Below are 14,579 nucleotides of genomic sequence, written 5' to 3'. Positions count from 1 at the left end.
ATAAATGGCAGGATAAATATTTTGATCCCACGATTTTATAATAACTCGGACAGTGCCTTTGCCAGTGCTTCACAGGCTTCTGGAATTTCTGATTCTTCCAGTGAACTAAAGCCCAATAGAAAGATATCTTCGGAAGCCGTTCCAGTATGGAAGTACTGTTGAACACCATAAATGGAAATGGACTTTTCGCGCAGGGCGTCAATCAGCTTTTGCTGGTTGGTGCAGTTGCGGATCCGGACAATAATGTGGGAACCGGCAGGCGTATCTACTACATCCATATAGGAAGAAAGAAATGTATGGATGGATTTCAGCAGAAGATTATATTTATGTTCATTTATCTTAACCAGCTTCCGCAGGTGACGCTCAAAGTCACCAGATGCAATAAAATTGGATAAGGCAATCTGGTTAAAGGAAGGAAGTGCCGCATTAAAATAGCGGTACATTTGCTCATACTTATCCAAAAGAGAATATGGGAGAACAAAAAATGCCGTCCGCATGGATGGAGTCAGTATCTTGGCGAAAGTGTTAAAATAAATGACATGGTCATAGTGGTCAAGAGACTGCAGGGATGGAATCGGTCTGGTCTGATGCGGGAATTCACTGTCGTAGTCATTTTCTATGATGTAGGCATCGTTTCTGATTGCCCACTCCAAAAGCCGCAGCCGGTTGCTGACCGGAATGGTGCGGCCGGTAGGAAACTGATGGGATGGCATAACATAAAGAAGGTTACAGCAGGAATCAAAAAGCTTGTCAATATCAATGCCATTTTCAACAACTGGAATCGGAAAAAGTTCATATCCGTTCTGGAGAAAAATATTCCGGATACCGTTGTGAGATGGCTCTTCATAGGCAATCCGGTGCTTCTCTGCCGGGAGCAGCCGGCTGATGATTTCAATGCCGTACTGGGTGCCGGGCACAAGGATTACCTGTTCCGGGTCGCAGTGAACGCCACGGTTCCGGTTCAGATAATGACAGATATTGGAACGGAGTTCATAGTTTCCTTTATTGGATTCGTATTGGATTTTCTTCTGATTCTCTTCCTGAAGTAAAGCATTGTTTACGTGCTGCCGCCATAGCTTCCACGGAAAAAGATGGGAATATACGACATCATGTTTAAAATCATAACGGACAGGAGTTGTTTTTGGTGCAGGATTTTGTCCGGAAATAGAAGAAGTTATCTTTTTGGAAACCGGAGGAACAGAAAGGGTGTCCAAGAAAGTATTGGAGATATCCTCTACATAATAACCGGAGCCTGGAACAGAGCGGACATAACCCTCTGCCGTTAATTGCAGATAAGCTTTGGATACTGTGTTCAGGCTGATATTAAGCTTTTCAGAAAGCGTCCGGATTGGCGGAAGGGCAGAGTTCTTTGGCAGGGAGCCATTAGTGATTTCTTCAATGATGGAAGTATATAACTGCTGATAGAGCGGAGCCGAATCCGCCTTGTTAACATAAATCATAAAATCCTCTCCTTTGCATCAGGTGATACAGTTAATTTATTATATAGTCGCATAAAATCCTTTTCAATAGAAAGAACAAAATTGTAACCATGAAAAAAGTAAAAATTGTCACTTTTCGAATAACAAAATTAGTGATATGCTCAGGACAACAAAAAAATAAAGAGAACAAATCAACGACGGAGTTGACCAGGGAAACCTGTGTCAACTCTATTTTTTTTACGCGAGTAGCGAGAAAAAATCTGGGAGAAAAGAAGGAGCCAAGCTTGCTTGAGCGAACTTCTTTTCAACCCAGATTTGGACGAGCACCGCGATAACCCGAGAAATTTGCAAAGCATATTTCTCGGGTGACGCGAGTAGCTCGATGCTGCAAAGCATATTTCTCGCGTGATGCAAATAGCGAGAAAGGAGTGAATCCAATGGCTGAAAGCAGAAAACGTCAGACATCCGTATTTATATTATTAATATTAGCTGCAGGAACCGTTTATAAAGTTCCATATCTGAAGTCTGTTTTCTATGACCAGCTGGTAGCAAGCCTTGATATTACCAATACACAGCTTGGAATTCTTTCTTCCTTCTATGCAGGCGTAAAGATGTTAATTTATATTCCGTGCGGAATCATAGCAGACCGGCTGGATACCAAGAAATGCCTTGTCTTTTCCTTATTGGGAGAGGGAATTTTAACCGGTGTCTATGCACTGCTTCCTTCCTTTGGAATCCTGGAACTGATACAGGCACTGTTAGCACTGGTAAATGTATTTTTCTGGACCTCATTTATTAAGAGTATCCGAATCCTGGGTAAAAATATGGCACAGGGTAAAATCTTCGGATTAAGTGAAGGCTTTCGCGGAATTACCGGTTCCATAGCAACATTCATTGCATTAAAATGCGTGTCCATGATGGCAGAGACCGCACACTCTATCAGAGGAGCACTGCTTTTCTATGGAGCGTTGTATCTGGTGACAGGAATTCTCATTTTGTTTCTATATCCAGATGATATGGAAGAAGATGCAGACCATCATCAGACCTGGGCAGATTATGTAGCAGTCTTTAAGAAACCGGCAATCTGGATGGTATCACTTTTGATATTTACCACATACAGCATGCAGGTAGCTTTTGAATATACCACAACTTATATGACACAGGTACTGGGAATCGCCGCAGTTACCGTTGGAACCATAGCAACCATCCGGGATAATATCTGTGGAGTAATCGGAGCACCGTTAGCAGGCGCTTATGCAGACCGGGTGAAATCTTCCACAAAAGTGATTTCCTGGTTAATCGTAGTAGAAATTGTTTTATCCATTGTACTTTTCTTAAGTCCTGAGACACCAAAGATTGCATATGCTGCAATGGGATTTGTACTGGTGTTCAGCGTAGTACTCCATGGAGTCCGCGGAGTATATTATTCAACAATGTCAGAAACCGGAATACCGGTTTCCATGACAGCAACTGCAACGGCAGTGGTGGCAGTGCTTGGTTATACACCGGATATGTTTATGTCACTCTGGTGCGGACATATTTTAGATGCTTACGGCTATGAAGCAGGATTCAAAAAAATATTTGCAATTATAGTTATTTTTGGAATCATTGCATGGGGCATCAGTCTTGTGATGCGCAGTTATCAGAAACGGCTTTTAGCAAAGCAGAAATAAAATAGCTTTTACGAGATTTCCTGCTTCCCGGGATTTGCAGGAGTCTCTGTAAATAGAAATAAAAAGTAAAGGAGATTTTCTTATGAGTGATGCAAAATCAAATAAGATGACAAAGTGGATTGGTTTTATTATCCTGACACTTGCAGCAGGTTTAATTTACCGTGTCCCATATTTAAAAACAGTATTTTATGACAACATGGTATCTGACTTCGGACTTACAAATACACAGATTGGTTTATTGATGACGGTGTATTCTTTGACAAAAACAATTCTTTATATTCCGGGGGGCATTCTGGCAGATAAATTTGACAACCGGAAAATGTTACTTGGTTCCACCGGCTTGCTGGCAATTTTAACATTCTGGTATGCAACTTCACCGGGGTTTGCCGTATTGAGAGTAATTTATTTCTTCCTGGCAATTTCTAACGTATTATTCTGGGTATCCTTTGTAAAGGCGGTCCGTTTGTTTGGCTCAGAGGATGAACAGGGTTCCGTATTCGGTTACAGCGAAGGAATCCGTGCAGTAGCAGGCTTAATTATTAACTTTGCGGCACTTGGTATTTTAGGTGTATACATTTCTTCCACCTGCCCGTTACGTTATGTCTTAATTTTCTATGGCATCGTATATGTGATTATGGGAGTGTTCATGTTCTTCCTGCTTCCACATGATGATAAGAAAGAAAATGTTGCAACTTCCTTTAAGGATTACATTAACGTATTGAAAGTACCAAGCGTATGGCTGGTAGCAATCCTGGTATTATGTGCATACAGCGTACAGGTTGCAGCAGAATATACCACAACATATCTTACAACCGTATTTGGCATGGGTGCGGTAGTAGCCGGAATCGTAGCAACCATTCGTTCTTATGGAATTGGAATTTTTTCCGCACCAATTATTGGAAAGATTTCTGATAAGGTAGGTTCTTATACCAAAACATTAATTGGTTTATTTGTGATTGAAATTATCTTTGGTATTGCATTAATCGCAATTCTTGGAAAACCGAACTTCTTAATCCTTGCAATCGTTGTAGTGCTGGCTTTGGCAACTGTTTACTATGCAGTTCGTGGTGTTTATTATGCAACCATGGGTGAAGCTGGCGTTCCGGTAGCAATGACAGGAACTGCAACCGGTATTATTTCCGTTATCGGATATCTGCCGGATTCTTATGAAAATACTATTTTAGGTAACTTCTTAGACAAATATGCAGCAGGCGGTTTCAACTATGTATTCGGGACCATCGTAATATTTGCATTACTTGGAATCGGCGTATGCTTCATCATCCGCTTCGTTGGAAAAAGAAATAAAGCTCAGACTGAGAAATAGAGGAAATTGATATGAAAATAGCAATTACCTGCCACTATGCATCGCTTCCGGATGATCATCCTACCTGGAAGCGGGCAATAGAAGCAGCAGAAGTAGTATTAAGTGAAAAAGTAAATTTAAGCAAAGAAGAACTTTTAGATTTTGTTTCCGATGCAGATGCATTGATTTCAGGAACAGATTTCATCAAAGAAGATGTGATTGCAGAACTTCCGGATTGTTTAAAGGTAATATCAAGACCGGCGGTAGGCTATGACAGAGTAGATATTAAGGCTGCCAGAGCCCGTGGCATTGATGTATGCAATGCACCGGGAACTAACAGCAACGCAGTAGCAGAATTGGCAATGGGGTTAATGTTGTGCTGCGCAAGGTCACTTCTGTATCATTTTGCCAATACAAAGCAGAAATTATGGAAGAATGACAGAAATGGAATGGAGCTTACCGGAAAGACATTGGGAATCTTAGGATTAGGTGCAATCGGAAAAGAACTGGCAAAGAAAGCTGCCGCATTTGGCATGAAAGTATTAGGCTATAGCCGCCATATTGATGAAGCATTCTGCAAAGAATATGGAATCATACCTGCTGACCGGGAGACGATTTTGCAGGAAAGTGATGTTATTTCCCTGCATATGCCACAGACTCCGCTGACGAAAGAAAGTATCAATAAAGAAGCATTTGCACAGATGAAAAAAGGAGTCATTTTAATTAACACATCACGAGGTTATCTTGTAAACCGTGCAGATTTAGTGGATGCCATAAAGGCAGGAATTGTTGCATCCTATGGAACAGATGTTATGCAGGAGGAGCCGCCGGAGACAGATGACCCGCTGTTTTCACTGGATGAAGTTGTGATAACACCGCATATGGGTGCATCCACAGAGGAAGCACACATTAAAATGATGGATGTGGCAATGACGAATGCACTGGATATTCTGGAAGGAAAGGCTTGTAAGAACATTGTAAACTAAGGGAGGAAGAGAAACATGGAACAGACATTAAGAGATGGTCTGAATAACCAGATTTTATCAATAGAGGTATCACTGATTCGAAAATTTGATGAGCAGACCAGTGATGTACCGGATATTTTGAAATTAACATTAGGAGAGCCGGATTTTAATACACCGGAACATATCAAACAGGCAGCAATTAAGGGCATAGAAGAAAACTTTACCCATTATACCGCAAATGCCGGAATGCCGGATTTGCTAAAAGGCGTTGCCGCATTTATGAAGACAAAATATCATTTAAATTATGATCCTGCCGGTGAAATCTTAACAACGGTCGGAGCAGAGGAAGGTGTAGCAGCATCTATTTTAACTGCACTGAATCCGGGGGACAAAGTAATTGTGCCATCCCCGATTTATACCGCCTATGTTCCACTGATTCGTCTGGCGCGGGCAGTACCGATTACAGTAGATACCAGTGACACCGGAATGGTGCTGACACCGGAACGGTTAGAAAAAGCCATCGAAGAAAATGGTGGAGATATCAAAGCAATTGTATTAAATTATCCGAGTAATCCTACCGGAGTTACTTATTTAAAGGAAGAGCTGGCAGCATTGGCTGAAGTCATCAAAAAGCATCATATACTGGCTATCTGTGATGAGATTTATAGCGAATTAACCTATGGCGATGAACCGCACCATTCCATGGCAGAATTTGCCAAGGAGAATACCATTGTAATCAATGGATTGTCCAAGTCCCATGCCATGACCGGATGGCGTGTCGGATTTATCTTAGCAAGTGCCGATATTATCAAAGAAATCCGCAAGACGCATATGTATCTGGTATCCAGCACCAGCTCCATTTCCCAGAAAGCAGCATTAGAGGCTGTAACAGCGGGTATAGATGATGCACTGGAAATGAGAAAAGAATATCAGAAACGGAGAGATTTCCTATATGAAAAATTAAGCGCATTGGGATTTGAAATTGCAAGACCAAACGGAGCTTTTTATATCTTTGCAAAGATTCCGGCAGGACAGATTCAGGATAGTATGCAGTTCTGCGTGGACCTGGCAAAAAAAGCACATCTTTCCGTGATACCGGGCATTGCCTTTGGCAAAGAGGGCGAGGGCTATATCCGTATCAGTTATGCGGCAGCCATGGAAAAATTAGAGGAAGCCATGCGCCGGATGGAAAGCTATATTCTTGGAAAATAATCTTTTATATAGAAAACATATTTATATCATTACTCTTAAAAGAGGGCAGGTACTGATTGTATCTGCTCTCTTTTTTAAAAAATGTTGCAACATAGGCAGATAGAAAGTATAATTAAAATTGGTTGTATTTACAGTAGAAAAGAGGATTCCCTATGTCAGAAAATGAAAAAGAGGAATTTGCATTTATCAAAGAGAAAATCAAGAACAAGCCGTTAAATAAGAGACGTATTATTTTAAAAACGGCATTTACGGTTGTGCTTGCGGTTGTCTTTGGACTTGTATCCTGTTTTGTATTTACATGGATGCGCCCGGTGATGGAAGAGTGGCTGAATAAGCCGGAGGATACCAGGGTGAGCATCCCGAAAGATGAAGAGGTACAGCCGGATACGGAAGAAGAGACAAATTCCACGGAGACAGGTGTAGACGAGCCGGATGTAGAAGAAGGCTTAAAAGAGCTTACACCGGAGGAATATCAGAAATTACAGAGTAAGCTTTATGCGATTGGAAGCGAAGCAAATAAGTCCATTGTTACGGTGACAGGTGTGACCAGTGATGTGGACTGGTTTAACACGCCTTATGAGAGACAGGGACAGGCAAGTGGAGTCATTATTGCGGATACCGGTCAGGAGCTTCTGATTATGACAGAGCGCAAGGTCATAAGCGGAGCAAAATCCATTCATGTGACCTTCCTTGATAACAGCACCGTAGAAGCGGAGCTTAAAAACTATGACGGAAATACCGGAATTGCGATTTTAAATGTAAAACGTTCCGACATCGAAGAAAGCACTCTGGGCAGAATTAAAGTGGCAGTGCTTGGAAATTCACTTCAGACCACACAGGGCAGCGTTGTGCTGGCACTGGGCAGTCCGCTGGGAACGAATTTCTCCATATTGACAGGAAATATTACATCGACTTCTAACAGCATTTCCACCTTTGATGCAAACTACAATGTACTGACAACAGATATTGTGGGCAGTAGTCAGGGAAGTGGTGTACTGGTCAATCTTTCTGGTGAGGTGGTTGGAATTGTTATGCAGGATTACAGCAGCGGCGATGAGAATACGCTGACCGCAATTTCCGTTTCCCAGTTGAAAGACATTATCGAGAAGCTTTCCAATGGACAGGATATTCCGTATCTTGGACTGAAACTGACTTCTGTAACATCTGACATTGAAAAGGAATATGACATACCAAAGGGCGTATATATTAAATCAGTGGGAATTGATTCCCCGGCGATGGCGGCAGGCTTGCAAAGCGGTGATGTCATCGTAAAGATTGCCGGAGAAAATGTAGAGACAGCGCAGGCATATAAGAATGTGTTATCCGGGCAGACTCCGGGAGATGTTGTAAAGATTACCATAAAACGCCAGGGTGCAGCAGGCTATGTAGAAATCGAATGTTCTGCAACCGTTGGTGTACTAAAATAGAAAGAGGAAAATTATGCATTATATTGAAACATTACGCGAAGGCGAAAGAGTAAATGAAATCTATCTTTGTAAAAATAAGCAGTCAGCGCTGACGAAGGCAGGTAAGCCTTATGAAGCATTGATTTTACAGGATAAAACAGGCACACTGGATGCAAAAATCTGGGAGCCGGGCTCTGTGGGAATTGATGATTTTGACCGCTTTGATTATATCAATGTAGTGGGAGATATCACAAGTTTTCAGGGCGCATTACAGTTAAATGTAAAGAGGGTCCGGAAAGCAACCGAGGGAGAGTATGAACCAAAGGAATATCTTCCGGTCAGCGAATATAATGTAGATGAAATGTATGAGCAGTTACTTGGATATATTAAGCAGATGGAAAATCCATATCTTAAGAAACTGGCAGGCAGTTTCTTTATCGAGGATGCAGATTTTGCAAAACGTTTTAAATTTCATTCTGCAGCAAAAAGCGTACATCACGGTTTTGTGGGCGGACTTTTAGAGCATACTTTAAGCGTAACGAAGCTTTCTGCTTATTTTGCTGACAACTATAAGATTCTCAATAGAGATTTACTGGTTTGTGCCGCCATGTTTCACGATATCGGAAAGTTAGAAGAGCTTTCTACTTTCCCGGAAAATGATTACACCGATGAGGGACAGCTTTTAGGACATATCATGATTGGAGCCATGGAAATTGCAGAGCGCATCAAGACCATCGATGGTTTCCCAGTGAAACTGGCACATGAGATGGAACACTGTATTCTGGCACATCATGGAGAGTTAGAGTATGGTTCTCCGAAGAAGCCGGCATTACCGGAAGCTGTAGCATTAAGCTATGCAGATAATATTGATGCAAAGATGGAGACCATGCGTGAGCTTTTGGCAAACGTACCGGAAGGAGATACTCAGTGGCAGGGATTCAACCGTCTGTTTGAATCGAACATCCGCAGATCGAGTATATAAGAAATATGAAAAAAGATGACATTGTTACACTGACCATTGACGATATCGGAACCAACGGCGAAGGTATCGGAAGAACGGAAGGCATTACACTTTTTATCAAGGATGCTCTGCCGGGAGACATGGTTCGTGCCAAAATCATGAAGATGAAAAAAACTTATGGCTATGCCCGCCTGATGGAAATCCTTAAGGAGTCCACCATGCGGACAACCCCGCCATGCCCGGAGCATAAGCGGTGTGGTGGCTGTCAGATCCAGGCACTTTCTTATGGGAGCCAGCTTAAGTTTAAGGAAAATAAAGTACGCAACAACTTAAAACATATCGGCGGATTTGAAAATCCAAAGGTCTTACCAACACTTGGCATGCAGGAGCCTTACCGCTACCGGAACAAAGCACAGTTTCCGGTGGGTTATGATAAAGAAGGCAACCTGGTGGCAGGCTTTTTTGCGTCCAGAACCCACAACATTATTCCGGTGCAGGACTGCCTTTTGGGAAAGGAAGGCAACGGAAGAATCCTGTCCCTTATTTTAGACACCATGAAATCCTATGGCGTCAGTGCCTATGATGAGAAAACCGGAAAAGGCTGCGTCCGCCACATCTTAATCCGTTACGGCGAGAAAACCGGAGAGTGGATGGTCTGCTTTGTCATCAACGGAAAGAAGCTGCCGCATGCAGAAAGTTTTATTGAAGTATTAAAAGATTTACCGGGAATGACAAGTATTACTGTAAATATCAATGAATCCCGGGGCAACGTGATTTTAGGAGAAGAAACTTATACCCTATATGGAAAGGGTTACATTACAGATTATATCGGAACGATTTCTTTTCAGATTTCTCCGCAGTCTTTCTATCAGGTAAATCCGGCGCAGACAGAGGTGCTTTATAACAAAGCTTTGGAATATGCCAATCTCACCGGCGAAGAGACGGTCTGGGATTTATATTGCGGTATCGGAACCATTTCCTTATTTCTCGCACAGAAAGCGAAGAAGGTTTACGGTGTGGAAATTGTACCGCAGGCAATCGCAGATGCCAAAGAGAATGCTCTTCGAAACCACATCTCCAATGCAGAATTCTTTGTTGGGAAAGCAGAGGAAGTCTATCCGGCATACTGTGCCGCCCATGGCAAGGAAGCCCGTGCAGAAGTTATCGTAGTGGACCCGCCACGCAAAGGCTGCGAGGAATCCCTCCTTGCCATGATGTGTGAGATGGCACCACAGCGTATCGTCTATGTAAGCTGTGATTCCGCAACCCTGGCCCGGGATTTGAAATATCTTTGCAGCCATGGATATGACCTCGTGGAGGTGCAGCCGGTAGACCAGTTCGGCCATACGGTACATGTGGAGACGGTTGTTTTGCTTTCCAAGGGAGAAATCGACTCAAAGAAGGTGCGGGAGGAGTTCTCGCTGGAAGATATGGATATGTCCGGCTTCCAGAAGGGCGCGACTTATGAGCAGATCAAGGCGTATGTGTTGGAGCATACCGGTTTGAAGGTATCTTCCCTGTACATCTCACAGATAAAGCGCAAGTGCGGGCTGGATGTGGGGCAAAATTATAACCTGTCAAAGAAGGAAGATGCCAAAGTGCCAAAATGTCCGCCGGAGAAGGAAGCGGCGATCAGGGATGCGTTGAAATATTTTCAGATGATTTAAGAGTCTATTGAGCAAAAAAGCAGTAAATCAATTTCAGATTTACTGCTTTTGCTGGCCGGGCCGGTGAGCTACGAGCATTCATGACTTTTTGATAACTTGTTCCATACTGATATATTAAGCGGAAAGTTGTGGCCCTGTATTTTCAGAGGGAAACGAATGCTCCTTGAATATATCCCACAAAATATGCCATCGCTATACTCAGTGCAATGCAACATATACATAGTATTTCAGCAATTACCTTTTTTTCGATTATTTCATTTATGGACTTTCCGTAATCAATAGTAGACCATACCATTGAAAGCAAAAATAGAATTGAAATCCATTGAGTATGAAATGATAGTCCCATGCTAACAAATACATAGTTTGAGATGATGTAAAAAGCGCTTCTGACTACAACTTCTGTCACTTTTACAATCCGATTTCTCATAGAATTCTCCCTCTCTGATAATACTGTGGGCGGCAGCACTCCTTGCTGTCGCCCCTTGATTGCCTATCTGCAAAGGCGGGCGGGGCTGTCAACGGCGGCGCTTGCGCCGTTCATCTTGACCGTTGACTGGCTCGGCTGGCTTTGCTATTCCGTGATCTCTTTCAGTTATTGTCAAAGGAAATGTAGATAGTTAGACTATTGGGTATGTAGCTGATACTTAACCACTTTTCGTCGTTTGATAAAAGTGTCCCGATAGAAACATAGTTTTCTCCCTCGATTTCCTCTGACACATTTTCAATTACGGAAAAGCCTTCTTGGTTCAAAAGCTCCATATACTCGTTATAGTCGTTTTCGCTAATACCGGTAAGGTTGATATTACAATTCTCATGTTCTGTATCAAGTGTAGCCCATGCAACCGTACCAGGCGCAACAGGAAGCCCCTCTGTGTACTCATTCTCAGGCCAAACACCCTCGTCCAATTTTGTAACACTATTAGATTGCGTATTGCTCTCATTGCTTGTCGGTGTAGATGAGGTATTTTGATTAGAACACGCAGCCAAAAAAATCATAATCATGATTGTGAATACAGAAATATATTTCTTCATTGGTTACCTCCTGTTTTTGTGTATGGTTCGGATAATTAACAAAAGAGCAATAGCTGTTGCTGCAAACCCAATAGCCAAAAGGATTTGCGAAATATCAAAGGCAAACGCGCCCTCAATCTTTATATTTGTTGTCGCGTCGGCTTGTCCGATTGCTCCTTCTGGTACTTTTCCTGATTGTGTAACAGCATATACCGAAAAGGCAGCAGCCGCGATAACAAGCGCAGCAAGAGTAGAAATGATACCGTTCCTTTTTTTCGATTTGGTGTTATCAATGCCAAACTGTTCTGCGGTGCTGTCTGCAAATTCTTTTGGCGTCCCCAAACGCTGGATAATCTGCTGCTCTGCTTCTCCATGCTCCATAGCAGACGCAAAAACTTCATTCAAGTCACGTACAACCTCTTTTTTCATTTTGCGTGGTAAAGATAGTTCCTTTTCAACCTGTTTGATATATTGTTCTTTCATTTGGATACCCTCGCTTGTTGATAACTTTCTATAAAGCCGTTTACGCAGTTTTCATAGCTTGACCAAAATAAGATTAGTTCATCAAGTACATTCCTGCCTTTATCCGTTAAAGAATAATACTTTTTTGAGCCGCCATTTGCCGCAGCCGGAGCCAATCGGCATTTGATTAGTTCTGCTTCCTGCAAACGATACAAAATGGGGTAAATGGTTCCCTCTTTCGCATATCCCAAAACAGACGCACTATTGTTCAATTCAGTTATAATTTCATATCCATAAGTCTCCTTGCGTCCGATTAGGCATAAAAGTATCATTTCCAGAGAGCCTTTTTTGAATTGCTGGACATATTTGTTATTCATATCGTCGCCTCTCTTTAGCTTTGCTATTTAGGCTCGCTAAGTAGCAACTATATTATATCTCTTCCGAAGTATCAGAGTCAATAGGCTTAACGAAAAAGTTACAAGATGTCTGTGTAAGGTAATGACAGAATAGCGGTGTGCTGGCGAACTATGCTTTATTTTGTTTTTTATCTAAATCATTCAATAGGGCGGTAGCATCCCTATTGGCAAGGGGATTCCAAAAGGGAACAGCGTTCTCCTTTGTCTGGGGTGTTCAGAGGGGATAGTGTTCCCCTTTGACCGGAAGAATCCAAAGAAACCGGCGGTTTCGTGGCACACGATTTTCCGTAGGAAAGTCTAGTGTGTTATACCTTTGTGGAGCAGATGGCAGCCGGAATTGTAGCACACCCTGAAAAGTGTGGCCACAGTTGCGGCGTTCTGGCGGGAAAGGTTGCCCCTTGCGGGGCAGCATAAGCGACAGAAAAAGGCTGGCAGGCGGTGCGGGCAAGCACTGTCTGTCAGCCGTGTCATTTGCGGAACAAAGGTATATCAAAGCCCCCGTCAGCCGCTGCTTCCCATCGTATCAGAACCACCACGGCAGCTTTCCGCGCAGGCTGTCCATCGCCTCGCCCTCCACCTTCTTTGTCCAGCTCTCGCTGAGATGGAAATGGAGCGCCGCGCCGATCAGCGGGTGCTCGATTCCATCGGTAAAGCCATAGCGGTACAGCAGATAGGTCTGCTCTCTGGCTGTCAGCTTGTCCAGCGCCGCATACAATTCTATCAGCTGCTCTTTTTGGATATAGATTTGCTCCGGCGTTTGGGTGTGAGGGTCGGCTATGGCTTCGATCCGCAGCATCCGTTCATCCTCTGAGAGAACGTCATCCAGATATACTCTCTGGAAGCCGGGGCCGTCTTTCTTATCCACCATCCGTTGCTCAAATAAACCGAGGGCGGCGCGGATGCAGTCCGTCATGGCGTTGCGGAGCGCCGGTGCTGCATAGGTCAGAAATTTCATGCCCCGTCCGGCATCAAACAAAGGGATCGCGTTCAGCAGGCCGATACTTCCCTCCTGCATCAAATCATCCAAATCAATTCCAATATCATTTTCATCCAGCCCCATGTTTCGGTATTGCTCCAGCGCAATTTTTCGGATGAATCCCAGATTCTTTTCCAGCAGAATGTCACGGGCAGCCGTATCCCCTTTCTGTGCCAGTCTGCACAGCTGCTCATTGCTCCGGGTCGGCATTTTGCTTCTCCTGCGCGTGGTCTAAGGTGGATTGGAGAAATTCCGTCAGCGCCTGACCGAACTTGTCTAATGCTTCCTTTTGCACACCGTCCATCCCCGCTGCGCTCTGGGTGACGGCGGCGGAAATCATTTCGGGCGTGATGGTCGGAGTATGAACATCCGCCCCTTTGGTGAGTTCGGTAAACATCTGCTGAGTGATGCCCTTGGTCAAGGACTGCGCTGCTGTGAAATCGTTGCCGATCTCTTTCTTCACTTCCCGCAGCGCCGCCATAAATGTGTTCTGTATCATCGTCAGGTCTGCCTGATATACGGGAACTTTCTGCCGGTTGACAGTTCTGGCCGCCTGCACCGCAGCGTCTGTTTTATTGTTTCGGCGCAGCATGGCGCTGAGAGTAGTAAGCATCTGGTTCTGTCCGGCGAAACCGGCGGCCAGCGTATCGTCAAAATATTGCTCAATCATATAGGTGACTTCTGCAAAGCGAGGGCTTTCCAAAAGGCGGTTGACGATCTCTGCATTGGCTTTTCCGGTGTACAGATTCCGCGCCGCCTGCACCGACAGGCCCAGTTCTTCAATATCAAAATTTGTCCGGTCGGGCGTGTTGACTTCCCCCAGCAGGAAATCTGTGGAGACTTCAAACACTTTCGCAATGCGGAGCAAATGTTCTGTGCTGATCTTATCAGTCTTACCGCTGACAAACCGGCTGATGGCGCTCTCGGTGCTGCCGATGCGGGTCGCCAGCTGTGCCTGGGTAATTTTATGTTCCTTCATAAGCTCCTGCATCCGCTGCCGGATATTGCCGGGCAGATAGGCTCCCTCCATGTGACGCACCTCTCTTCTGAAAACTCTCTTTATCCATTATACCTGATAAAACCAGCGC

13 protein-coding genes are annotated in these 14,579 nt (G+C 43.8%); 7 read left to right on the top strand and 6 right to left on the bottom strand.

What is annotated here, in order from left to right; translation table 11 throughout:
• Positions 1–35 precede the first annotated feature (35 nt).
• Positions 36–1,460, bottom strand: a complete 1,425-nt coding sequence (gene pdxR, locus DWX65_RS10540) for a MocR-like pyridoxine biosynthesis transcription factor PdxR (protein ID WP_118173420.1) — start codon at positions 1,458–1,460, stop codon at positions 36–38.
• 416 nt (positions 1,461–1,876) lie between these two features.
• On the opposite strand from pdxR, the gene DWX65_RS10535 reads away from it, so the two are divergent.
• The 7 genes from DWX65_RS10535 to rlmD all read left to right on the top strand — a co-directional run bounded on the left by DWX65_RS10535 (position 1,877) and on the right by rlmD (position 10,626).
• Positions 1,877–3,112, top strand: a complete 1,236-nt coding sequence (locus DWX65_RS10535) for an MFS transporter (RefSeq protein ID WP_117841527.1) — start codon at positions 1,877–1,879, stop codon at positions 3,110–3,112.
• An 82-nt stretch (positions 3,113–3,194) separates the two neighbouring features.
• Entirely contained in the window at positions 3,195–4,436 is a 1,242-nt protein-coding gene (locus DWX65_RS10530; RefSeq protein ID WP_118173419.1) for an MFS transporter, read from the top strand.
• A gap of 11 nt (positions 4,437–4,447) precedes the next feature.
• On the top strand, positions 4,448–5,401 hold the full coding sequence (locus DWX65_RS10525; RefSeq protein ID WP_118173418.1) for a phosphoglycerate dehydrogenase: 954 nt from the start codon (positions 4,448–4,450) through the stop codon (positions 5,399–5,401).
• Between the two features lie 15 nt (positions 5,402–5,416).
• Positions 5,417–6,592 carry a pyridoxal phosphate-dependent aminotransferase gene (locus DWX65_RS10520; RefSeq protein WP_117841530.1) on the top strand — a complete coding sequence of 392 codons (1,176 nt, stop codon included), beginning with the start codon at positions 5,417–5,419 and terminating at the stop codon, positions 6,590–6,592.
• A 152-nt stretch (positions 6,593–6,744) separates the two neighbouring features.
• Positions 6,745–8,019, top strand: coding sequence for a S1C family serine protease (locus tag DWX65_RS10515; protein WP_117841531.1), 1,275 nt, complete (start codon positions 6,745–6,747; stop codon positions 8,017–8,019).
• Positions 8,020–8,032: 13 nt separating this feature from the next.
• On the top strand, positions 8,033–8,980 hold the full coding sequence (locus DWX65_RS10510; protein WP_118173417.1) for a 3'-5' exoribonuclease YhaM family protein: 948 nt from the start codon (positions 8,033–8,035) through the stop codon (positions 8,978–8,980).
• A gap of 5 nt (positions 8,981–8,985) precedes the next feature.
• Positions 8,986–10,626: a 23S rRNA (uracil(1939)-C(5))-methyltransferase RlmD gene (gene rlmD, locus DWX65_RS10505; protein ID WP_118173416.1), complete on the top strand. Its 1,641-nt coding sequence runs from the start codon at positions 8,986–8,988 to the stop codon at positions 10,624–10,626.
• Positions 10,627–11,214: 588 nt separating this feature from the next.
• Here rlmD and DWX65_RS10495 read toward each other — a convergent pair.
• The 5 genes from DWX65_RS10495 to DWX65_RS10475 all read right to left on the bottom strand — a co-directional run bounded on the left by DWX65_RS10495 (position 11,215) and on the right by DWX65_RS10475 (position 14,521).
• Positions 11,215–11,658, bottom strand: a complete 444-nt coding sequence (locus DWX65_RS10495) for a hypothetical protein (protein WP_118173415.1) — start codon at positions 11,656–11,658, stop codon at positions 11,215–11,217.
• Between the two features lie 3 nt (positions 11,659–11,661).
• Positions 11,662–12,120 carry a DUF1700 domain-containing protein gene (locus tag DWX65_RS10490; protein ID WP_118173414.1) on the bottom strand — a complete coding sequence of 153 codons (459 nt, stop codon included), beginning with the start codon at positions 12,118–12,120 and terminating at the stop codon, positions 11,662–11,664.
• The gene (locus DWX65_RS10485) at positions 12,117–12,476 is read right to left on the bottom strand and encodes a PadR family transcriptional regulator (protein ID WP_015534245.1); all 360 of its coding nucleotides are present in this window, start codon (positions 12,474–12,476) and stop codon (positions 12,117–12,119) included. The genes DWX65_RS10490 and DWX65_RS10485 overlap by 4 nt, the downstream gene beginning before the upstream one ends.
• Before the next feature lie 562 nt (positions 12,477–13,038).
• Positions 13,039–13,701 carry a sigma-70 family RNA polymerase sigma factor gene (locus DWX65_RS10480; protein WP_117466788.1) on the bottom strand — a complete coding sequence of 221 codons (663 nt, stop codon included), beginning with the start codon at positions 13,699–13,701 and terminating at the stop codon, positions 13,039–13,041.
• Complete coding sequence (locus DWX65_RS10475; RefSeq protein ID WP_015534243.1) at positions 13,682–14,521, bottom strand: helix-turn-helix domain-containing protein; 840 nt, start codon at positions 14,519–14,521, stop codon at positions 13,682–13,684. The genes DWX65_RS10480 and DWX65_RS10475 overlap by 20 nt, the downstream gene beginning before the upstream one ends.
• Positions 14,522–14,579 lie beyond the last annotated feature (58 nt).

This window comes from Roseburia sp. AF20-18LB (assembly GCF_003461185.1).
Classification (GTDB): Bacteria; Bacillota; Clostridia; order Lachnospirales; family Lachnospiraceae; genus Roseburia_C; species Roseburia_C amylophila.
This window is presented reverse-complemented; position numbering and strand designations above follow the sequence as displayed.